Below are 20,211 nucleotides of genomic sequence, written 5' to 3'. Positions count from 1 at the left end.
GGCATGGACACCCTGATCTTCGGCGGGCTCCTCGCCACGCTGATCGCCCTGTACCGGGGCGCGTCCCGGATGGTCGTGCTCGGCACGTGGTGGGCGGTGCTGATCGCCGTCACCCTGCTGACGGCACACCACATCACCAGCGGCCTCGCCCTGAAGCTGAGCTACTGACCGTGGCCGCGACGATGCACAGCCTCGTGCCGGACGCCCCGCCGGAGAACGGCCTGCTGAGCCGGGTCCAGTACTGGTTCGCCTGCTTCTTCGCCCTCGGCTGGTCGGCAGTCGTCTGCGCCGGTCTGTACCACCAGTTCGGCCGGGGGGACATCCCGTGCCCGCTGTGCGTCGCGCAGCGGATGTTCATGCTGCTGGCCGCCCTGGGCGCGGCGTACATCATCCGCTCGGCGCTGATCAGCGGCACCGTGACGGGTCGCGTCTACATGACGGGCTGGGGGCTGTCCCTGGTCGCGGCGATCGGGGGCTCCTTCGCGTCCTGGCGGCAGACCATGCTGCACATCCTGCCCGGGGCCAAGGGGTACGGGAGCGAGGTGCTCGGCCTGCACCTGTACGTATGGGCGTGGATCCTCTTCCAGCTGTCGGTGGTCGCCATCGGTGTCGCCCTGGCCTTCGCCCATGTGACGGCCGACCGCGCCGTCCCGGCGGTCCGTCCGGGGGCGCTGCGCACGGCGGGCATGTGCGCGCTGTGGTTCCTGGGCATGGTCATCGCCGTGAACCTGCTGGCGGTCTTCCTGGAGGAGGGCTTCCACTGGTTCCTTCCGGACGCCCCGAACCGGTACCGGTTCTTCTACGATGTCGGGATCCTGGGCTGACCGGTCCCGGGATGGGCCGGGGCGGCCCGGCCTCCGTTCGACGAATGGATCTCCGCAATGCGCTACGCAGTCCTCGGCACCGGGATCGTCGGCCGTACGGTGGCCGCCCGGCTCGACGGCCTGGGCCACCAGGTGGTCATCGGCACCCGGGATCCGGAAGCCACCCTCGGCCGCTCCGAGTACGCGCAGTGGCAGGAGGCCCACCCCACCGTCGGACTGGCCGCGTTCGCGCAGGCGGCGCGGGACGGCGAGACCCTGGTCAACGCCACCGGCGGGCAGGCCAGTATCGCCGCCCTGACGGAGGCGGACGCCGCCCACCTCGACGGCAAGGTCCTCATCGACATCGCGAACCCGCTGGACTTCTCGGGGGGCTTCCCGCCGGTCCTGGACCCGGTCAACGACGACAGCCTGGCCGAGCTGATCCAGCGCACCTTCCCGCGGCTGCGGGTGGTCAAGACGCTGAACACGATGAACTGCCAGATCATGGTGGACCCGGCGCGGGTCGCCGGCGAGCACCACGTCTTCCTCTCGGGCGAGGACGCGGACGCCAAGAAGTCCGTGCGCGAACTCCTGTACGCCTTCGGGTGGCCGGAAGCGAGTGTCCTCGACCTCGGGGGCATCGAGACGGCCCGGGGCACCGAGATGCTGCTGCCCGTCTGGCTCCGCCTGATGGGTGCGCTCGGCCACGCGGACTTCAACTTCCACATCCAGGGCGCCTGAGGCCCGCCCCGGACGGGGGCGCACATGTTGCCGTGCCTCCGACCCCGGCCGAGGGTGGGCGTGACGGAAGGAGCCAGGCATGAGAGTCATGCTCAGGGCGCACATGGACACGGCCGCCACCAACGAGGGCATCAAGACCGGCGCGCTGCCCCAGGCCATCAAGACCCTGATGGAGAAGGTGAAGCCGGAGGCGGCCTACTTCGGCCTGCACGAGGGCGTGCGCTCCTGCTGGATCGTCTTCGACCTGCAGGACAGCGCGCAGATGCCGCCGCTGATGGAGGACCTGTTCCTGCAGTTCAACGCCGAGATCGAGGTCGCTCCGGTGATGAACGCCGAGGACCTGGCGAGGGGCCTGGCGGCGATGGGAACCGCGCCCTGACCGGCTGACTGGCTGACCGGCTGACCTGCTCCTGACCGCTACTGGACGCTGAAGCCGTGCGGGTGGGACGGGTCTCCGGGGCAGGCGAAGACGTTGAGCTTGCCGTGGTTGCCGACGACCACCCCGGTCGGGTTCCGCGGCCCGTCCTCCAGCGGGATCCAGCTCCGGGTGTCCGCGTGCCATTCGTTCGTCGCGACGGTCAGCAGCAGCTCCATCGGGCACCCGCAGCCCTCGCAGTCCATGGTCCCGGGCCCGGTGAGGTTCCAGGCAGGGTGCCCGCCGGCCTTCCAGCCCGGGGCGAGGGACAGGTCGCTCTGGTAGCTCGGCAGCCAGGCCTCCCCGCCGCCCTCCTCCCGGCTCTCCTCCGCCGCCTCCTGGGCCTCGTAGACGGCCTCCTCCTGGGCGTCCTCCCACTCCTCGACCGCCGCGCCCAGCTCCCCGGTGAGCAGCTCGATGTACGGGTATTCGGTGACCTGCTCCGGGTGCAGCACGCACGGCTCGGGCACGTACCCGGAGAAGCCGACGGCCGCCGGCGCCGGCTGCTCCGCCGCCACCGCGCGGACCTCCGCCGCCCGCCGCCACCGCAGGTGCGTGTACATGCCGGAGCCGGTGGGCCCGTGGGCGTCGAAGGGGCACCAGAACACCTGGAGCAGATCGCAGCCGTCCGGGCCGGCCGGCAGGTCCGGCACGTCCCGGGCGTGGAGCTGGGCCAGGGCGAGCAGCGGCAGCGGTCCCGGTTCCGGGGCGCGCCGGTGCGGGCTCGCGCACACCGGCCACGGCTCGTCGGCGGGCCACAGCAGCGGCCCTCCTACGTGGCTGTCGTGCGGCCCGGGCGTGCCCGGGCGCGGGTGCAGCCGGGTCGCGGTACGGCGGTGGGCGGCCAGGCCGGGGAAGAGGGACTCCACGTCCAGGGGGCGCGGGGGCGTGGTGCGGGTCGGTCCGTCGGCTGGGTGCATCGTCATCTCCGGTGGCGGGGCCCTCAGATGAGGGAGTCGATCCAGCGTTCCAGGCGCTGGGCCTCGGTGGTCATGAGGTCCGGGTCGCGGAAGGTGTTGGTGAGCAGGGAGATGCCCTGGTAGGCGGCGATCAGGGCGACGGCGAGTTCGCGGGCGTCGGCCCGGCCCATCTCCGCGAACTGCCGCTCGGCCCAGTCGAGCAGGACCCGCATGACCTCCGCGATCGAACGGTCGAGGCCGTCGGCGCGCTTGTCGAGTTCCGAGGCGAGGGTGCCGGTGGGGCAGCCGTACCGGGTGGTGAGCTCGCGCTGCTGGACCCAGCCGGACAGCAGGGCCTTCAACCGCTCCTCAGGGGTGGGGAGTTCGTCGAGGGCGGTGATCAGGCCCCGGAGGGTCTGGGCGTGCGCGTCGATCGCGGCCTCGACGAGCTCGTCCTTGGTCTTGAAGTAGTAGTAGACGTTGCCCACCGGGACCTCGGCCGCCTGGGCGATGTCCGCGAGCGTGGTCTGGGCGACGCCTTGCGCGTGGAGGACCTGCGCCGCGGCGGCCGCCAGCCGCTCCCGCTTGCCGGACGTCCGCCGGACCTTCTTTGAGTCAGTCACCTGACTGACTCTAGACGAGTGATCGGGAAGGGGCTATGGTCCTCATTAAGTCAGCCGACTAACTCACAAGGGGGATCGTCATGATCGTAGTGACCGGTGCGACCGGGAACGTGGGCCAGGAACTCGTACGGATCCTCACCGAGGGCGGCGAGCGCGTGACCGCCGTCTCCCGGCGGCCCGCGCACATGCCCGAAGGGGTCCGTCACCACCAGGGCGACCTCGCCGAGCCGCAGGGCCTCGGCCCCGCGCTCGAAGGGGCCGGCGCGCTGTTCCTGCTCGTCGCCGGCGAGGACCCGCAGGGCATCCTGCACCGCGCCGCGGCCGCCGGGATCCGCCGGGTCGTCCTGCTCTCGTCCCAGGGCGTCGGAACCCGCCCCGAGGTGTACGCCCACCCCGCACGGTTCGAGGACGCCGTCCGCCGCAGCGGCCTGGAGTGGACGATCCTGCGCTCCGGCGGCCTCAACTCCAACGCCTACGCCTGGGCCGAGAGCATCCGAACGCGGCGCACGGCCGCCGCGCCCTTCGGCGACGTCGGGCTCCCGACCGTCGACCCGGCGGACATCGCCGAGGTCGCGGCCGCCGTCCTGCGCGAGCCGGGCCACGCGGGCCGGACCTACGAGCTCACCGGGCCCGCCCCGGTCACCCCGAGGGAGCGGGCCGAGGCGATCGGCGCGGCCCTGGGCGAGCCCGTCCGCTTCGTCGAGCAGACCCGGGAGGAGGCCCGCGCCCAGATGCTGACCTTCATGCCCGAACCGGTCGTGGAGGGCACCCTCGGGATCCTCGGGGAACCCCTGCCCGCCGAACTGGAGCCGAGCCCCGCCGTACGGCAGATCCTCGGCCGGGCGCCCCGCCCGTTCGCGGACTGGGCGGCCCGCTCGGCCCCGGCCTTCCGCTAGGAGGCTTCGTCTAGAACCCCTCGTCCCCGTAGGTGAGGAAGCTCCCCTTCCGGGCCAGACGGGCGTACCAGTGGGCGCTGGAGCGGGGGGTGCGGGCCTGGGTCTCGTAGTCGACCTGCACGATGCCGAAGCGCTTGCTGTACCCGTAGGACCACTCGAAGTTGTCCATCAGCGACCAGAGGAAATAGCCCTCCACCGGGGCGCCGTCCGCCAGGGCGCGGTGGACTGAGGCGAGGTGGGCCTCCAGGTAGCCGATGCGCTGGGGGTCGTGCAGGTCCGGGGCGTACGCCGCGCCGTTCTCGGTGACCAGAAGCGGCAGCCCGGGCGCCTCGCGGGTGAAGCGCATCAGCAGGTCGTAGAGGCCGGTGGGGTCGATCGACCAGCCCATGTCGGTCCGCTCGCCCGGGGGTTGGTGGAAGGCGACCGACTCCGCCGCGGGCCAGGGGGAGTGCGTCGCCGCCCCGTGCCCGTCGGCGCGCGGGCCGTTCCCGCCGGGGGCGGCCGAGACCACCGCCGGGGTGTAGTAGTTCACCCCGAGGAAGCCCAGCGGCTGGTGGATCAGCGCCTCGTCGCCGTGGCGGACGAAGGACCAGTCGGTCACCGCGGCGGTGTCCGCGAGCAGGTCCTGCGGGTAGGCCCCGTGCAGCAGCGGGCCGGTGAAGACCCGGTTGGCCAGGGCGTCGATCCGGCGGGCCGCGTCCAGGTCGGCCGCCGAGCCGGTCAGCGGCCGTACCGCGCTGGGGTTGAGCGCGATACCGGCCCTGGCCCGGGCCGGCAGGGCCGCGGCGGCCAGTCCGTGGGCCAGATTGAGGTGGTGGGCGGCGCGCAGCGCGTCGGCGGGGGAGGTGCGGCCGGGGGCGTGGACCCCTGAGGCGTAGCCGAGGAAGGCGCTGCACCAGGGCTCGTTGAGGGTGGTCCAGAGCTCCACCCGGTCGGCGAGCGCCGCCGTGACCTGCCCGGCGTACCGGGCGAAGGCATAGGCCGTCTCCCGCTCGGGCCAGCCGCCCGCGCTCTCCAGCTCCTGCGGCAGGTCCCAGTGGTACAGGGTCACGCAGGGCCGGATCCCGTACGAGAGCAGCTCGTCGACCAGCGCGTCGTAGAAGCCGATCCCGCCGGCGAGGACCCGCGGCCAGGACACCGAGAACCGGTAGGCGCCGAGCCCGAGCGAGGCCATCAGCCGGACGTCCTCCCGCCACAGCCGGTGGTGGTCGACGGCCACGTCGCCCGTGTCACCGCCGTGCACCTTGCCCGGCGTACGGCAGAAGGTGTCCCAGATGGACGGTCCGCGCAGGGTCGCGGCGCCCTCGATCTGGAAGGCCGCCGTGGCCGTGCCCCACAGGAACCCGTCGGGGAAGCGCAGTTCCCGCGCGCCGCCGTCCGGGTCCGTGTCCGGGGCCGTGTTCGTGTTCGTCGGGAGTTGGGTCATCCCTTCACCGCTCCTTGCATGATGCCGCCGACGATCTGCCGGCCGAAGACGAGGAACACCAGCAGCAGCGGGAGCGTGCCCAGCAGCGCGCCCGCCATGATCACCGACTGGTCGGGGATGTAGCCCCGGCCCAGCCCGGTCAGGGCCACCTGCACCGTCGGGCTGCCGTTCTGGGTCAGCGCGACGATCGGCCAGAAGAAGTCGTTCCAGGCCATGACGAAGGTCAGCATCCCCAGCACCGCCATGGCGGGCCGGGCGGCGGGGAACACCACGTGCCACAGGACCCGCAGCGAACTCGCCCCGTCCGTGCGTGCCGCCTCCACCAGCTCCATCGGCAGCGCGTGCACCAGGTACTGGCGCATGAAGAACACCCCGAAGGCGCCCACCAGGGTCGGCAGGATCACCGCCTGCAGCCGGTCGGTCCACGACAGCTTCGCGATCAGCATGTAGAGCGGCACCACGCTCAGCTGCGGCGGGATCAGCATCGTCCCGATCACCAGCGCCAGCAGCGGCCGGCTGCCGCGGAAGCGGAGCTTGGCGAAGGCGAAGCCGGCGAGCGTGGAGAAGAACACGGTGCCCGCGGCGACCGTGCCCGCCACGATCACCGTGTTCAGCAGGGCCGTCCCCATGTTGGCGTCGGTCCACGCGACCTGGAGGTTGCGCCCCAGGTTCCCGCCGAACCAGAACGGCGGCGGGGTCTGGGCCAGACGCGTATTGCTCCGGGACGCCGCGATCGCCGTCCACACGAGCGGGAAGAGCGAGCCGGCCGTGAACAGGGCGAGCACCACGTACGTGAGCCGGCCCGCGCGCAGTGACCTCATCGGGAGTCCTTCCGTCCGCGCAGCAGCCGCGCCGCCCCGGCGATCAGCAGCAGGATCAGGAACATCGCCCACGCGATCGCCGAGGCCCGCCCGAGGTGCAGGTTCACCCAGCCCTGCTCGTACAGGTACAGCCCGAGCGTCTGGAACTGGTGGTCCGAGCCGCCCGTCGCGCCCGCCCCGCCGTTGAACAGCAGCGGCTCGCCGAACAGCTGGGTGGCCCCGATCGTCGACACCACACAGGTGAAGAAGATCGTCGGCCGCAGCGAGGGCACCGTGACGTGGAGGAACTGCTGGAAGCGCGAGGCGCCGTCCAGCGCGGCGGACTCGTACAGCTCGCCCGGCACGGCCTGCATGGCCGCCAGGTAGATCAGCGCGTTGTAGCCGGTCCACCGCCAGATCACGATGGTGGAGACGGCGAGCTGGGAGGCGAAGGTGCCGTTCTGCCAGTCGACCGCCTCGAAACCCACCGCCGAAAGCGCCCAGTTGACCATCCCGTAGTCCCGGCCGAAGAGCAGGACGAAGACGAGGGTGGCCGCCGCCACCGAGGTCGCGTACGGGGTGAGCACCGCGACCCGGAAGAACGCCGAGCCCCGCAGCCGGTAGTTGAGGAGGTGGGCCAGGCCCAGCGCGATCGCCAGCTGCGGCACCGTGGACAGCAGCCCGATGGTCACCGTGTTGCGCAGCGCGTTCCAGAAGAACTCGTCGTCCCACAGCCGGGTGAAGTTCCGCAGCCCCACCCACGTCATGCTGCCGGGATCGGTCAGCTCCACCTGGTGCAGCGCCGCCCAGCCCGTGTAGAGCAGCGGGAACAGCCCGAAGGCGGCGAAGAAGAGGAAGAAGGGCGCCACGAAGGCGTACGGGCTGAAGCGCAGGTCCCAGCGGTAGCGGCGCGAGCGCCACACCTGGCCCGGCCGGCCCCGGCCGCCCCCCTCCGCCGCCGGCCGCTCCGGGCCGACGGCGGAGGGGGACAGCACAGCCGTCTCGTCCGTCACCGGTACCTCACTGGTCCAGGGCGTTGTCGATCGCCTTCACCGCGGCCTCCCAGCCCTCCTGCGGGCTGCGGCCCTTCTGGTCGACCTGGAGCATCCCGATGTCGGCCAGGTTCTGCGCGATCACCAGGTCCTTCGGGCCGACCACGGTCACCGGCACGCCCTCGGCGGCCTTCGCGAAGATCTCGCCGATCGGGGCGCCGCCGAAGTACGCGTGCTGTGCGCCCGACACGGCCGGCAGCTTGTACGCGGCGCTCGCGCTCGGGAAGCTGCCCCGCTTCTCGAAGAGCTTCGCCTGCTGCGCCGGAGCCGTCAGCCAGGCCGCCAGCTTCGCCGCCGCCTCGGCGCGCTTGCCCGCCTTCGGCACCACCAGGAAGGACCCGCCCCAGTTGCTGGGCTTCGGCGCCTGCGCCACGTCCCACTTGTCCTTGCCCGCCGGGCCCGCCTTGTCCTGGATGTAGCCGAGCATCCAGGCCGGGCAGGAGACCGTGGCGAAGGAGCCGTTGGAGAAGCCCTGGTCCCAGGCCGGGGTGAACTGCTGCAGCTTGGCGCTCAGCCCGTCGGTGGCGAAGGAGGCCGCCAGGTCGAAGGCGCCGCGCACCGCCGGGTTGGTCTTGTAGACGACCTTGCCCTGGTCGTCGTAGAAGCGCTGCGCGCTGCTCCCGGTCACCGCCGCCATCACGCCCGACGCCGAGTCCACGAAGGCCTTCCCCTCGCCGGCCTTCGCCTTGTACGTCCGGCCCGTCTCCAGGTACTTGTTCCAGTCGCCCGCCCACAGGGCCCCGACCGCCGTCCGGTCGGTGGGCAGCCCGGCCGCCTCGAAGAGGTCCTTGCGGTAGCAGATGCCCTGCGGGCCGATGTCCGTGCCGAGGCCGACCGTGGCCCCGCCCTTGGCCGCGCTCGCCGTGCCCTGGGCCCACTTCCAGGGCAGGTACGCGGCCTTGTCCACGCCGGGGGCCTTGGCCAGGTCCACCAGCTTGTCGGCCTGGGTCGCGGTGATCTCGGCGATGTTGTTGACCTCGACGGCCTGGATGTCGGCGAGCCCGCTGCCCGTGCCCAGGTGGGTGAGGAGCTGGGGGTAGTAGTTCTCGTTCCGCTCGATGGAGGTCTGCTCGATGCGGATCCCGGGATTCTGCGCCATGTACTCGTCGTAGAGCCCGGCCTCCTGGAGCCCGAAGGCCCCGAAGACGCCGACGGTGAGGGTGGTCTGTGCGGCGCCGCCGGACGTGCCGGTGGCGGGGGCGCCCTGGTCGGGGCTCTCGTCGGGGTCCTGCGCGCACCCCGCGAGCAGCAGGGCCGCGGTTCCGGCCGCGGCGACGGTCGTGACGAGAGTTCTTCGGACGCGGGCTCGGGCTCGGACGCGCATGTGCTTCCTCCCAGAAGGACGAAACGTGCCAGGTGTCGTGTGACACAGTGTGGGAGCGCTCCCACAGTCGTCAAGAGGTAGATTCACAACCGGGAGGAAGTCATGAACTGGCACGGGCGCAGTGGGGGACGACCGACCCTGGAGGAGGTCGCGGCGCGCGCCGGAGTCGGGCGCGGCACGGCCTCCCGGGTGATCAACGGATCCTCCAAGGTCAGCGAGCACACCAGGGTCGCCGTCGAGGCGGCCGTGGCCGAGCTGGGGTACGTACCGAACCGCGCCGCGCGCGCCCTCGCGGCCAACCGCACCGACGCCATAGCCCTGGTGATCCCCGAGCCCGAGGCCCGCTTCTTCGCCGAGCCCTACTTCTCCGAAGTGGTCCGCGGGGTCGGCGCCGAGCTCGCCGACACCGAGGTCCAGCTCGTCCTCACCCTGGCGGGCAGCGACCGCGAGCGCCGCCGGCTCGCCCAGTACCTGTCCGGGCACCGCGTCGACGGGGTGCTGCTGGTCTCCGTCCACGCCGGGGACCCGCTGCCGGAGCTGCTGGCCGAGCTCGGCATCCCGACGGTGATCAGCGGCCGCCGTTCCGCCGACGAGACCCTGCCCTGCGTGGACTCCGACAACCTGGCGGGCGCGGCCGAAGCCGTACGCCACCTCCTCGACCGGGGCCGCCGCACGATCGCCACGATCACCGGACCGCTGGACGTGTACGGGGCCCAGTGCCGCCTCGACGGCTACCGGCAGGCCCTGGCCGCCGCCGGACACCCCGCCGACGAGCTGCTGATCGCGGTCGGCGACTTCACCGAGGAGGGCGGCCGGCGGGCCATGCGCGCACTGCTGGAGCGCCACCCCGGGCTCGACGCGGTCTTTGCCGCCTCGGACGTCATGGCGGCGGGCGCCCGGCGGGAGCTGCGCGCGGCCGGCCGCCGGATCCCGCGGGACGTGGCGCTGGTCGGCTTCGACGACTCGGTGGTGGCCCGGCACATGGACCCGCCGCTGACCAGCGTCCGGCAGCCGATCGAGGAGATGGGCCGGACCATGACGCGGATGCTGCTGGGGCGGATCGCGGGGGAGACGGGCGAGGCGGCCGCCGTGCTGCCGAACCGGCTGGTGGTCCGGGAGTCGTCCTGACGGCTCCGGCCGGGCGGAAGGCCCCGACCGGGCGGAAGCCCTGGTCATGCAGAAGGCCTGGTCATGCAGAAGGCCCCGGTCCGCTTTCGCGAACCGGGGCCTTCCCACAGGGTGAGTGACGGGACTTGAACCCGCGGCCACCTGGACCACAACCAGGTGCTCTACCAACTGAGCTACACCCACCATGTCCGGTCGGAAAACCGACCGGCCGAAGAAAAGGGTACAGGGTCCGGGAGGGTGCTCGCTCCCCCCTTTCCCTGCGCCCGCCTCCGGAGGGGCCCGGCCTGAGCTACGCGCCCGGCACGACGTGTTTGGCGGCGATGCTGCGGGCCGTGTCCGAGTCGGGCCCGGGCTGCGGTACGAAGACCGCCTCCCGGTAGTAGCGCAGCTCGGTGATGGAGTCCTTGATGTCCGCCAGCGCCCGGTGGTTGCCGTTCTTCGGCGGGCTGTTGAAGTACGCCCGCGGGTACCAGCGGCGCGCCAGCTCCTTGACCGAGGACACGTCCACGATCCGGTAGTGCAGGTAGCTCTCCAGCGCGGCCATGTCGCGCAGCAGGAAGCCGCGGTCGGTGCCGACCGAGTTTCCGCAGAGCGGTGCCTTGCGGGGCTCCTTCACGTGCTCCCGCACGTACGCCAGGACCTGCGCCTCGGCATCCGTGAGGGTGGTTCCGCCGGCCAGCTCGTCGAGCAGGCCGGAGGCGGTGTGCATCTCGCGCACCACGTCGGGCATGGTCTCCAGCGCGGCGTCCGGCGGGCGGATCACGATGTCCACGCCTTCGCCGAGCACGTTGAGCTCCGAGTCGGTGACCAGTGCGGCCACCTCGATAAGTGCGTCGTCCGTCAACGAGAGCCCGGTCATCTCGCAGTCGATCCACACCATGCGATCGTTCATGTGTCCCACCTTATGCGGTCCCCCGGGGCGCGGACCGCATATGCGGAAGGTCCCCCATCGGCGGTGGCCGATGGAGGACCCTCGTGCGTCGTACTCAGTTCGAGGTCAGGCGTGTTCCCGCATGACCCGGCCCGGGGCGTACAGCTCCGTCACCGTGGGACCCGACGCGGCCAGGGCCGCCGCCGCCCGGTGGGGCTGCGGAGTGCGCTGGTGCGGAACCGGACCCGCGTTGATCTCGGCCACCTGTGCCACGTCGGCCTGCGGCCGGCGTGCCCGGTAGGCGGAGCGGTAGGCGGCCGGGGAGGACCCCAGCTGCCGCCGGAAGTGACCCCGCAGGGCGACCGGCGAGCGGAACCCGCAGCGTCCGGCGACCTCGTCGACCGAGTAGTCGGAGGTCTCCAGCAGCCGCTGTGCCTGGAGCACCCGCTGGGTGATCAGCCACTGGAGCGGAGCGCTGCCGGTGAGCGAGCGGAACCGCCGGTCGAAGGTGCGCCTGCTCATGTAGGCGCGGGCGGCCAGCGTCTCCACGTCGAACTGCTCGTGGAGGTGTTCCAGTGCCCAGGCGACGACCTCGGCCAGCGGGTCGGCGCCGATCTCCTCCGGCAGTGACCGGTCGAGATAGCGTTCCTGGCCGCCGGTGCGGCGCGGTGGCACGACGAGCCTGCGGGCCAGGGCCCCGGCCGCCTCGCTGCCGTGGTCCGTGCGCACGATGTGCAGGCACAGGTCGATTCCGGCCGCCGTGCCGGCGGACGTGAGCACGTCGCCGTCGTCGACGAACAGTTCGCGCGGATCGACATGGACGGACGGGTACCGCTTGGCCAGCGTCGGCGCGTACATCCAGTGCGTCGTCGCGGGCCGGCCGTCCAGCAGACCGGCGGCGGCGAGCACGAAGGCTCCCGTGCACAGTCCGACGATCCGGGCCCCCTCCTCGTGCGCCAGACGCAGTGCGTCGAGCGCCTCCGGCGGCGGCGGTGAAGTGATGGAGCGCCAGGCGGGAACGACGACCGTTCCTGCCCGGGCGATCGCCTCCAACCCGTACGGCGCGGTCAGTTCGAGCCCGCCGGTGGTCCTGAGCGGACCGTCCTCACCGGCGCACACGAGCAATCGATAGCGTGGAACTCCCGCGTCCTGCCGGTCAATGCCGAACACGGAAAGTGGAATGGAGCTCTCGAAGATCGGTCCGCCGCTGAAGAGCAGCACCGCGACGATCTCCCTGCGGCGACGCCCCGCGAGCTTCCGGCCGGCGTCTGCTGTGACGACGGCGGTGGAATCCTGGCTCATGGCGCTAAGCCCCCCTTGGGTGTCGCGACTCCTTGGTCTGGTCGCACCTGCACGTTTCCCCTCGGCCTTGCACGTGGATCCCCCGCCGTAAATACATGATCGAATCTACTGCGTCCCGTGGTGTCGGCGTGACAAGTTCAGCACGCAGCGCTATGTCGACTTCTCAACTTGGCGAAAAGCATTCGATCAGTAAGCGTTCCACTCCGCTACCCGAACAGGAAGCGCGCTCCCCGGCCATGGCCAGTACCTGTAGGGCCAGAACGCCCCCCGCGGTCTGTCGTCGCTGGTGGTGAGGGGGGCGGGGGGACATTCCGGCAAGGAGGGCACCCTGCCGGGAAGTTGGCTGAAAACATGCGTGTGTGGGTGTGCGAATGAGTCAGTCCTGCGGGGAGACCGGGCCGGAGCCCCGGCAACCGCGGCGCATCCCGGCGCCGGTGCGCGAGTGCCGGCCGCGGTGCGCGGGCGGAAGATGCACCTCCACGGGCACCCGGGCCGCAGCCCTCCGGGTCTTCTCCGAGTGGCGCAGCAGGACCCGGCACGCGGCCGTGACGGCGAGCAGGCCGAGGGTCGCGACGGCGGCCCCGCCGAAGGAGGTTCCGTAGACGACGAGGACCACGGGGACGAGCAGGCAGCTGAAGGCCGCCCAGCGCACGACGTCACCCGCGGGGTCGTCGTGCGGGTGTCCGGCGGAACGCACGGACGGGTGAAGGGCCGACCCGGGGGACGGGGTGAAGTGCGGGGCGGGGTCGGCGTTCTGGAGGGACCGGACGGACTGCGTCGGCTGAGCTGGCTGGACGGGGTGAACCGGATGACCGGGCACGGCGTGCTCCCTGCGGGCTCTTACCTGAAGGTCGGACGCATGTCCCAACGCCCGGCGGCTGGCTCGGTCACTGCGCCAACGGGTGGCGCCTGCCTGGCTCGTCACTGGCTGTAGGGGACAGCGGCCATTGCCAAGGCGCGCTCGCTCCGGCATGCTCCCTGGGACGCTCTCCAAGGGCGGCATGCCCTGTGCAGGACAGGAGTGTCGCCGTACCCTGGTGGGTATGGGCTTGGGAAGATGCTTCCCGGACAGAGCTCCGTCACACTGCGTCGCCGATTTCGCCCCCTGTTGCTTCCTCCAAGGACCTCTTCGCCGAGATACCCATGGCCGGTCACGAATTCTCCGAACCCGCGGACCGCAAGCGCAAACGCGTCGTCGACCCCGCGTCGGCCGCCGATCTGCGCGCGGTGGAACAGACACGCGTGCACTGCGATCCGGCCTTCCGGCACGGGGTCGTTGTGGGATTCGACGGATCCACCTCCAGTGAGCGCGCGCTCGCCTATGCGATCGGCATGGCCCGTCGCTCCGGATCCGGTCTGATCATCGTCCATGTCGCGAACCGCCTGCCCACCACGGTGTGGGCCGGCTGCGAGCCGCCCGTCTTCGTCGACGTGCCGGACCACCGCACCGAGGTGCTCGGGCTGGAGCTCGCCTGCGCGGACTATCTGGCCGAAGTGCCGTGGATCCTGGTCGAGCGCGGTGGTGACATCTGCCATGAGCTGGAGGAGGTCGGCCGGGAGTATTCGGCCGACGCCATCGTGGTCGGGTCCACACACGGGATCGTGGGCCGGATCTTCGGATCGGTCGCCGGCCGGCTGGCCAAGCGCGCACAGCGACCGGTCGTTGTCATTCCGTGACCGCTTGTTAAGTCGCTTGTGCGGTTGTGCCCTCGTGTAAAGGGTAGATAAATGCTGCTGGGACGCAGCAAACAACTGCAGATCGAAGGGAGCCCGCCGTGGACAATGGTGTCTCTGCGGGAAGCACGGCCTCGACTTCGACCCTCGGGAACATCGCCCTGGGTCTCACCCTTCTCGCATTCGGTATCGGCCACACCGGTGTCATCGACGGCGTGTCCGCTGCCAACTCCGTGTCGCTCGCGATGTACGTAGGCGGCGCGGCCCTGTTCCTCCTCGGTCTCCTGGAGTACCGCGGCGGCAACGGGTTCAACGGCACCGCGTTCGCGGGCCTCGGCATCTTCTGGTTCACGTGGGCCAAGGGCGCGGGCGGTTCGGTCTCCGACGAAGCCGCCGGAACGTTTCTTGTCCTGTTCGCGATGCTCGCGCTGACCCTCACGGTCGCCGCCGCGAGCGGTCTGTTCAGCCAGGGCGTCTACGCCCTGCTGACCCTGTCGCTGCTCCTGCTCGCCACAGGCGCGTTCGTGGACAACGGCACGCTCGCGAAGGCGGGCGGCTGGGTCGCCGCCGTCTCCGGACTGCTGGCCTGGTACGGCGCCACCGCGGCGCTGGCGCACTGGCCGATGGCCTTCGGCAGGGCCCGCAGCGGCGGCGCGGTCGCCGCGAGCTGACCGCCACCCCGCCATACGGCTCCCCGGACCGTCCGGGGGGCCGTACGCGTGTGCGCCGGGGAACGGCGCCCGCCCGTCAGGCCTCGAAGCGGCGCCGGGAGGCCTCGATGTCACCGAGGAAACGGTGGGTCCAGTCGCACAGTCCGTCGATCGTCACGCGCAGCACCCGGCCCGGCTCGGTGAGGGTGTACTCGACCCTTGGCGGAACGACGGGGTGCACCGTGCGCTCCACCAGGCCGTTGCGTTCCAGCATGCGCAGGTTCTGGGTGAGCATCTTGTGGCTGATGCCCCCGATCCCGTCACGCAGCTCGCCGAAGCGCAGGGTCCGTTCGCCCAGGGCCTCGATGATCAGGAGCGCCCATTTGTTGGCGATGTCCGAGAAGATCTCCCGCGCCAGGGAGTCGGCGCGCCTCAGGTCGGCCTCGTCGGGCGAACCCGTGAACTGCTTGGTCACCATTAGGTTCCCCAGTCACCGAAAAGTGCGTTCTTCCATGTCAGCGCACACTCTCCTACGGTGCCCGAGTAACCACAAGAGAGCACCGGAGGCAGGAACATGGCCATTACCCTCGTGAACCCGACCAGCTTGCCGACGGTCGACGCCTACCGGCAGGTGTCGGTCGCGACCGGGTCGAAGCTGGTCTTCGTGGCCGGGCAGGTCGCCTGGGACGCCGGCGGAGCCACCGTCGGCGAGCGCGACCTCGCCGCTCAGGTCGAGCGGTGTTACCTCAACGTCGCCGACGCGCTGGCCGCGGCCGGGGCTTCCTTCGGCGACGTGGCGAAACTGACCGTGTACGTCGTCGACTGGACCCCCGACAAGATGCCGCTGCTGGTGCAGGGGATCGCGCGTGCCGCCGCGAAGCTGGGGTTCACCCCGGTTCCGCCGGCCACGCTCGTCGGCGTCGCGGCACTGGACGTCCCCGAGCATCTGGTCGAGGTCGAAGCCACCGCCGTCGTCGACTGAACGGCCCGCCCCGGGCCGGACCCCCGCGGACGGCCGGTCGCCCGCTCCGGCGGGGAACGGGGACGCCCCCGGGACCGTGGGTCCCGGGGGCGTCCGCGTGCGGCGAGGGGGCGATTACTCGACGGTGACCGACTTCGCCAGGTTGCGCGGCTTGTCGATGTCCCGGCCCATGGCCAGGGCCGTGTGGTACGCCAGCAGCTGGAGCGGGATGCCCATGAGGATCGGGTCCAGCTCGTCCTCGTTCTTCGGGACCAGGATGGTGTGGTCCGCCTTCTCCTGCTCGCGGTGGGCGACCGCGAGGATCCGGCCGCTGCGGGCCTTGATCTCCTCCAGCGCCGCGCGGTTCTTCTCCAGCAGGTCGTCGTCCGGGACGATCGCGACCGTCGGCAGCGAGGGCTCGATCAGCGCCAGCGGACCGTGCTTGAGCTCGGAGGCCGGGTAGGCCTCGGCGTGGATGTAGGAGATCTCCTTCAGCTTGAGGGAGGCTTCCAGCGCCACCGGGTAGCCGCGCACCCGGCCGATGAACATCATCGACTTGGCCTCGGCGAACTCGGCCGCCAGCTTCTTGATGTCCTCTTCGCCGTCGAGGATCTCCTGGATCTGCGCGGGCAGCTTGCGCAGGCCCTCGATGATCCGCTTGCCGTCGGTGACCGAGAGGTCCCGGATGCGGCCCAGGTGCACGGCGAGCAGCGCGAAGGCCACGACCGTGTTGGTGAAGCACTTGGTGGAGACGACGCAGACCTCGGGGCCGGCGTGCACGTACACGCCGCCGTCGGCCTCGCGGGCGATCGCGGAACCGACCACGTTGACCACGCCGAGGACGCGGGCGCCCTTGCGCTTGAGCTCCTGCACCGCCGCGAGGACGTCGTACGTCTCACCGGACTGGGAGACCGCGATGTAGAGGGTGTCGGGGTCCACGACCGGGTTGCGGTAGCGGAACTCGGAGGCCGGCTCGGCGTCCGCGGGGATCCGGGCCATGCCCTCGATGAGGCCGGCGCCGATGAGGCCCGCGTGGTAAGAGGTGCCGCAGCCCAGGATCTTGACCCGGCGGATGCCGCGCGCCTCGCGCGGGTCCAGGTTCAGGCCGCCCAGGTGCACGGTGTTGAAGCGGTCGTCGATCCGGCCGCGCAGCACGCGGTCGACCGCGTCGGGCTGCTCGGAGATCTCCTTGTGCATGTAGGTGTCGTGACCGCCCATGTCGTACGAGGCGGCCTCCCACTCCACGGTCTCCGGGGTGGCGTTGGTCGTCGTGCCGGAGGTCGTGTAGGTGCGGAAGTCGTCGGCCTTGATGGTGGCCATCTCGCCGTCGCCGAGGGTGACGACCTGGCGGGTGTGGGCGACCAGCGCGGCGACGTCCGAGGCGACGAACATCTCCTTCTCGCCGATGCCGAGGACCACGGGGGAGCCGTTGCGGGCGACGACGATGCGGTCGGCGAAGTCGGCGTGCATGACGGCGATGCCGTAGGTGCCGTCGATGACCTTGAGCGCCTCGCGGACCTTCTCCTCCAGGGAGTCGGCCTCGGAGCGGGCGATCAGGTGGACGATGACCTCGGTGTCGGTGTCCGAGACGAAGACGACGCCTTCGGCCTCGAGCTTGGCGCGCAGCTCGGAGCAGTTGTCGACGATGCCGTTGTGGACGACCGCGACCTTGTTCTCGGGGTCCAGGTGCGGGTGGGAGTTGATGTCGCTCGGGGCGCCGTGCGTGGCCCAGCGGGTGTGGGCGATGCCGGTGGTGCCGGCGAAGCGCTTGGGAACGCGGGACTCCAGCTCGCGGACGCGGCCCTTGGCCTTGACGACCTTCAGGGCCGGGGTCTTCGGGGTGTTGACCACGATGCCCGCGGAGTCGTATCCGCGGTACTCCAGCCGCTGCAGGCCTTCCAGCAGCAGCGGTGCCACGTCACGCTTGCCGATGTAACCGACGATTCCACACATACGGTTCTGCCCCTCCTGAAGTTCGGTTCTGTACTCGTCCGGGGCCGCGTGCGGCGGCCGCCGGCTCAGCCGTAGACGATGCGGCGCAACTGCCGGAGCGAGAGCTCCGGCGGCGCCACGGCGCGGTGCGGCAGCTCGGCCGCGATCCGCTCGAAGATCTCCGCGTTCACCGCTCCGCCGGACTGCAGTTCCCGGTGGCGGCGGCGGACGAATTCCTCGGTCGTCTCGTCGAAGTAGGCGAGCACGTCCAGTACCACCCGGGCTGCCTCACCGCGCTGCAGCGCGGTGCTGCGCACCAGGTGGTCGACGAGGTCGTCATGCGACGGGCGGCGATCGAGCACTCGTAGATATTGGCGGCTAACAGCGATGAACGCAAAGATCCTGCCCGATTTCGGGCAGGATCCCTCTGGTCTGGACCAGCGAGACGTTCGGTGTGCCCTCCTTCGGATGATTTCCGCCCGTCCTGGATTCACTCACCGGACGGGACGGCCCGCTTGGCCTATACCTGTGCGCATGAGAGTCCTGCGACGCACGCTCGGCGCCCTCCTCGCCTTCGCCGCGGCCCCGGCCCTGGTCACGGCCTGCACCTCCGCCCACGGTGACGACGCCAGACCCGGGGACGACCCGCCGGTGGCCCTCGCCCCCTTCGAACGGCTGCTGCCCGCGCCCGTCTCCGCGCGCGCCGAAGGCCCCGGGTACTCCTTCGGCGCGGGCACGGTCATCCGTACCGGCCGGGGCCCGGACGAGGAGGTCCGCCGGGTGGGCGAGCTCCTCGCCGAGCAGCTGCGCGGCCCGAGCGGGCTGCCCCTGCCGGTGGTCGACGGGGCTCAGGGGGACGGGATCCGGCTCAGGATCGACCAGGGGGCGCAGGGGGTGGGCGACGAGGGGTACCGGCTGGAGTCCGGCCCGACCGGGGTCACCCTCACCGCGCGGACGCCGGCCGGGCTCTTCCACGCGGGGCAGACGCTGCTCCAGCTGCTGCCGGTGGTGGGTCCGGGCACGGTGCCGGGCGGGACGGTCACCGACCGGCCGCGCTTCGCGTACCGGGGGGCCATGGTCGACATCGCGCGCCACCACTTCTCGGTGGACCAGGTGAAGAGGTACGTGGACCAGCTCGCCCAGTACAAGGTCAACACCCTGCACCTGCACCTGACCGACGACCAGGGGTGGCGTCTCGCGATCGACTCCTGGCCGCGGCTGGCGGAGTACGGGGGCGGCAGCGAGGTCGGTGGCGGGCCCGGCGGCCACTGGACGAAGGACGAGTACCGGGAGCTGGTGGCGTACGCGGGGCAGCGGTACGTGGACGTGGTCCCCGAGATCGACATGCCGGGGCACGTGAACGCGGTGCTCGCCTCCTACGCCGAGCTGAACTGCGACGGGAAGGCCCCGGAGCGGTACACCGGCGTCAAGGTGGGCTTCAGCTCACTGTGCGTGGCCAAGGAGCGGACGTACGAGTTCATCGACGAGGTCCTCGGCGAGCTGGCGGAGCTGACCCCGGGCCGCTACCTGCACATCGGCGGAGACGAGGCGAACGCGACGCCGGCGGCGGACTACGCGGCCTTCATGGACCGGGCGCAGACGGTGGTGGGGCGGTACGGCAAGACGGTGGTGGCCTGGCACCAGCTGGCGGCGGCCCGCCCGGCCCGGGGCGCGGTGCTCCAGTACTGGGGCCACGACAGGACCGCGGCCGCGGACAAGGCGGCCGTGGCGGCGGCGGCGAAGGCGGGGCACCCGCTGATCCTGTCGCCGGCGGACCGGCTGTATCTGGACATGAAGTACGACCCGGCGACGAAGCCGGGCCTGGCCTGGGCGGGGTACGTCCCGGTGCAGCGCGCCTACTCCTGGGACCCGGGGGCGTACCTGGCCGGGGTCCCCGAGTCGGCGGTGCTGGGCGTGGAGGCCCCGCTGTGGACGGAGACCGTCGCGACGCGCGGCGACTGGGAGCTGATGGCCTTCCCGCGGGTGCTGGGCCTGGCCGAACTGGGCTGGTCGCCGGCGGCCGCGCTCGACTGGACCTCCTACAGCCGCCGCCTGGCCGCGCAGGCGCCCCGGCTGGACGCGCAGGGCATCGGCTTCTTCCGGGCGCCGGACGTCCCCTGGCAGTGACCGGTGGGGGACGGGGTCAGGGACCCGAGCAGCTGGTGGCGGCCCCGCCGGCCCCGTCGGCCGCCGAACCGGCCTCTATGTCGAAACCGGCACCGGTGGCGAATTCCAGGCCGAGGTCGCGCCCGTAGAGCTCCGTGAATTCTCGTGCGCTGACGAATTCGAGGGTGAGCTGCTTCGCCTGTCCGTCCTCGCCCTTGGTGAAGCACGATCCCATCAACTCGTAACCCGCCACCGGTTCGGGCTCGAACCGCCAGCCGTCGGCCTCGGCAGCCTTGCGGTAGTGGTCGAGGACCTCTTGGCGGGTGCCGGGGTACGTGTAGATGCGCCCGGCGGACAGCCAGGCGTCGCCGCTGTCGTCCGCGCACTCGGAGTGGACCCCGTCGAAGCTGCGGGGGGCACTCGCGCCGGGCGGCGGCGAGGCGAGCAGGGGCAGCGACTCCAGCTCCTTCATCCGCGCCTCCGTCCCTTCGCAGGTGGTGAACGGCGACAGGAAGGAACAGCCGGACAGCCCCCCGGCGACGAGCGCGGCCGACAGGAGCACGGCGGCCGTACGGCCGGGGCGGATCCGGAACGGCATACGGGCTCCC

At 71.5% G+C, this 20,211-nt stretch carries 23 protein-coding genes and 1 tRNA gene; 10 read left to right on the top strand and 14 right to left on the bottom strand.

Annotated elements, in window-relative coordinates; translation table 11 throughout:
• Nucleotides 1–3 precede the first annotated feature (3 nt).
• The 4 genes from ACFY04_RS04255 to ACFY04_RS04240 all read left to right on the top strand — a co-directional run bounded on the left by ACFY04_RS04255 (nucleotide 4) and on the right by ACFY04_RS04240 (nucleotide 1,923).
• Entirely contained in the window at nucleotides 4–168 is a 165-nt protein-coding gene (locus tag ACFY04_RS04255; protein ID WP_389114125.1) for a DUF5993 family protein, read from the top strand.
• Nucleotides 169–170: 2 nt separating this feature from the next.
• Entirely contained in the window at nucleotides 171–824 is a 654-nt protein-coding gene (locus ACFY04_RS04250) for a disulfide bond formation protein B (RefSeq protein ID WP_389114124.1), read from the top strand.
• Nucleotides 825–881: 57 nt separating this feature from the next.
• Nucleotides 882–1,544, top strand: coding sequence for an NADPH-dependent F420 reductase (locus ACFY04_RS04245; protein ID WP_389114123.1), 663 nt, complete (start codon nucleotides 882–884; stop codon nucleotides 1,542–1,544).
• A gap of 79 nt (nucleotides 1,545–1,623) precedes the next feature.
• Nucleotides 1,624–1,923: a hypothetical protein gene (locus tag ACFY04_RS04240; protein WP_389114122.1), complete on the top strand. Its 300-nt coding sequence runs from the start codon at nucleotides 1,624–1,626 to the stop codon at nucleotides 1,921–1,923.
• Nucleotides 1,924–1,961: 38 nt separating this feature from the next.
• Here ACFY04_RS04240 and ACFY04_RS04235 read toward each other — a convergent pair whose 3' ends face one another.
• Nucleotides 1,962–2,879, bottom strand: coding sequence for a hypothetical protein (locus ACFY04_RS04235; protein ID WP_389114121.1), 918 nt, complete (start codon nucleotides 2,877–2,879; stop codon nucleotides 1,962–1,964).
• A 23-nt stretch (nucleotides 2,880–2,902) separates the two neighbouring features.
• Entirely contained in the window at nucleotides 2,903–3,481 is a 579-nt protein-coding gene (locus ACFY04_RS04230; protein ID WP_389114120.1) for a TetR/AcrR family transcriptional regulator, read from the bottom strand.
• 80 nt (nucleotides 3,482–3,561) lie between these two features.
• Here ACFY04_RS04230 and ACFY04_RS04225 point away from each other — a divergent pair, with 80 nt between their 5' ends.
• On the top strand, nucleotides 3,562–4,377 hold the full coding sequence (locus tag ACFY04_RS04225) for an SDR family oxidoreductase (RefSeq protein ID WP_389114119.1): 816 nt from the start codon (nucleotides 3,562–3,564) through the stop codon (nucleotides 4,375–4,377).
• A 10-nt stretch (nucleotides 4,378–4,387) separates the two neighbouring features.
• On the opposite strand, the gene ACFY04_RS04220 is transcribed toward ACFY04_RS04225, so the two are convergent.
• Genes ACFY04_RS04220 through ACFY04_RS04205 form a run of 4 tightly spaced genes read right to left on the bottom strand, consistent with a single transcriptional unit; the run spans nucleotide 4,388 to nucleotide 8,979 of the window.
• The gene (locus tag ACFY04_RS04220) at nucleotides 4,388–5,803 is read right to left on the bottom strand and encodes a GH1 family beta-glucosidase (RefSeq protein WP_389114118.1); all 1,416 of its coding nucleotides are present in this window, start codon (nucleotides 5,801–5,803) and stop codon (nucleotides 4,388–4,390) included.
• Entirely contained in the window at nucleotides 5,800–6,624 is an 825-nt protein-coding gene (locus ACFY04_RS04215) for a carbohydrate ABC transporter permease (RefSeq protein WP_078851150.1), read from the bottom strand. The genes ACFY04_RS04220 and ACFY04_RS04215 overlap by 4 nt, the downstream gene beginning before the upstream one ends.
• Nucleotides 6,621–7,616: a carbohydrate ABC transporter permease gene (locus tag ACFY04_RS04210; RefSeq protein ID WP_389114117.1), complete on the bottom strand. Its 996-nt coding sequence runs from the start codon at nucleotides 7,614–7,616 to the stop codon at nucleotides 6,621–6,623. Before ACFY04_RS04210 ends, ACFY04_RS04215 begins: the two co-directional genes overlap by 4 nt.
• 7 nt (nucleotides 7,617–7,623) lie before the next feature.
• Nucleotides 7,624–8,979, bottom strand: coding sequence for an ABC transporter substrate-binding protein (locus tag ACFY04_RS04205; protein WP_389114116.1), 1,356 nt, complete (start codon nucleotides 8,977–8,979; stop codon nucleotides 7,624–7,626).
• 102 nt (nucleotides 8,980–9,081) lie between these two features.
• Here ACFY04_RS04205 and ACFY04_RS04200 point away from each other — a divergent pair, with 102 nt between their 5' ends.
• Nucleotides 9,082–10,107: a LacI family DNA-binding transcriptional regulator gene (locus ACFY04_RS04200; protein ID WP_389114115.1), complete on the top strand. Its 1,026-nt coding sequence runs from the start codon at nucleotides 9,082–9,084 to the stop codon at nucleotides 10,105–10,107.
• 110 nt (nucleotides 10,108–10,217) lie between these two features.
• Here ACFY04_RS04200 and ACFY04_RS04195 read toward each other — a convergent pair.
• The 4 genes from ACFY04_RS04195 to ACFY04_RS04180 form a co-directional block, all read right to left on the bottom strand.
• Nucleotides 10,218–10,290: transfer RNA gene (locus ACFY04_RS04195), tRNA-His, on the bottom strand.
• Nucleotides 10,291–10,396: 106 nt separating this feature from the next.
• Complete coding sequence (orn, locus tag ACFY04_RS04190) at nucleotides 10,397–10,999, bottom strand: oligoribonuclease (protein ID WP_389114114.1); 603 nt, start codon at nucleotides 10,997–10,999, stop codon at nucleotides 10,397–10,399.
• A gap of 105 nt (nucleotides 11,000–11,104) precedes the next feature.
• On the bottom strand, nucleotides 11,105–12,280 hold the full coding sequence (locus ACFY04_RS04185; RefSeq protein ID WP_033222383.1) for a helix-turn-helix domain-containing protein: 1,176 nt from the start codon (nucleotides 12,278–12,280) through the stop codon (nucleotides 11,105–11,107).
• 376 nt (nucleotides 12,281–12,656) lie between these two features.
• Nucleotides 12,657–13,100, bottom strand: coding sequence for a hypothetical protein (locus ACFY04_RS04180; protein ID WP_389114113.1), 444 nt, complete (start codon nucleotides 13,098–13,100; stop codon nucleotides 12,657–12,659).
• Nucleotides 13,101–13,423: 323 nt separating this feature from the next.
• Here ACFY04_RS04180 and ACFY04_RS04175 point away from each other — a divergent pair, with 323 nt between their 5' ends.
• Together ACFY04_RS04175 and ACFY04_RS04170 are read left to right on the top strand one after the other, a co-directional pair.
• Nucleotides 13,424–13,957, top strand: a complete 534-nt coding sequence (locus ACFY04_RS04175) for a universal stress protein (protein ID WP_030008732.1) — start codon at nucleotides 13,424–13,426, stop codon at nucleotides 13,955–13,957.
• 98 nt (nucleotides 13,958–14,055) lie between these two features.
• Nucleotides 14,056–14,625 (top strand): acetate uptake transporter, encoded by a 570-nt coding sequence (locus ACFY04_RS04170; RefSeq protein ID WP_389114112.1) that lies wholly within the window; start codon nucleotides 14,056–14,058, stop codon nucleotides 14,623–14,625.
• Nucleotides 14,626–14,701: 76 nt separating this feature from the next.
• On the opposite strand, the gene ACFY04_RS04165 is transcribed toward ACFY04_RS04170, so the two are convergent.
• Entirely contained in the window at nucleotides 14,702–15,082 is a 381-nt protein-coding gene (locus ACFY04_RS04165; RefSeq protein WP_389114111.1) for a winged helix-turn-helix transcriptional regulator, read from the bottom strand.
• Nucleotides 15,083–15,178: 96 nt separating this feature from the next.
• Here ACFY04_RS04165 and ACFY04_RS04160 point away from each other — a divergent pair, with 96 nt between their 5' ends.
• Nucleotides 15,179–15,586 (top strand): RidA family protein, encoded by a 408-nt coding sequence (locus tag ACFY04_RS04160; protein WP_389114110.1) that lies wholly within the window; start codon nucleotides 15,179–15,181, stop codon nucleotides 15,584–15,586.
• A gap of 114 nt (nucleotides 15,587–15,700) precedes the next feature.
• Here ACFY04_RS04160 and glmS read toward each other — a convergent pair whose 3' ends face one another.
• Together glmS and ACFY04_RS04150 are read right to left on the bottom strand one after the other, a co-directional pair.
• The gene (gene glmS, locus ACFY04_RS04155) at nucleotides 15,701–17,518 is read right to left on the bottom strand and encodes a glutamine--fructose-6-phosphate transaminase (isomerizing) (protein ID WP_389114109.1); all 1,818 of its coding nucleotides are present in this window, start codon (nucleotides 17,516–17,518) and stop codon (nucleotides 15,701–15,703) included.
• Nucleotides 17,519–17,583: 65 nt separating this feature from the next.
• Nucleotides 17,584–17,859 (bottom strand): hypothetical protein, encoded by a 276-nt coding sequence (locus ACFY04_RS04150; RefSeq protein ID WP_030008735.1) that lies wholly within the window; start codon nucleotides 17,857–17,859, stop codon nucleotides 17,584–17,586.
• A 172-nt stretch (nucleotides 17,860–18,031) separates the two neighbouring features.
• On the opposite strand from ACFY04_RS04150, the gene ACFY04_RS04145 reads away from it, so the two are divergent.
• Nucleotides 18,032–19,624, top strand: a complete 1,593-nt coding sequence (locus ACFY04_RS04145; protein ID WP_389114108.1) for a beta-N-acetylhexosaminidase — start codon at nucleotides 18,032–18,034, stop codon at nucleotides 19,622–19,624.
• A gap of 16 nt (nucleotides 19,625–19,640) precedes the next feature.
• Here ACFY04_RS04145 and ACFY04_RS04140 read toward each other — a convergent pair whose 3' ends face one another.
• Entirely contained in the window at nucleotides 19,641–20,201 is a 561-nt protein-coding gene (locus ACFY04_RS04140; protein WP_389114107.1) for a hypothetical protein, read from the bottom strand.
• Between the last annotated feature and the right edge of the window lie 10 nt (nucleotides 20,202–20,211).

Origin of the sequence: Streptomyces sp. NPDC001549 (genome assembly GCF_042894025.1) — a bacterium.
GTDB classification, from domain to species: domain Bacteria; phylum Actinomycetota; class Actinomycetes; order Streptomycetales; family Streptomycetaceae; genus Streptomyces; species Streptomyces kutzneri.
The sequence above is the reverse complement of the archived record's forward strand: the minus strand, read 5'-3'. Positions and strand labels throughout refer to the sequence as shown.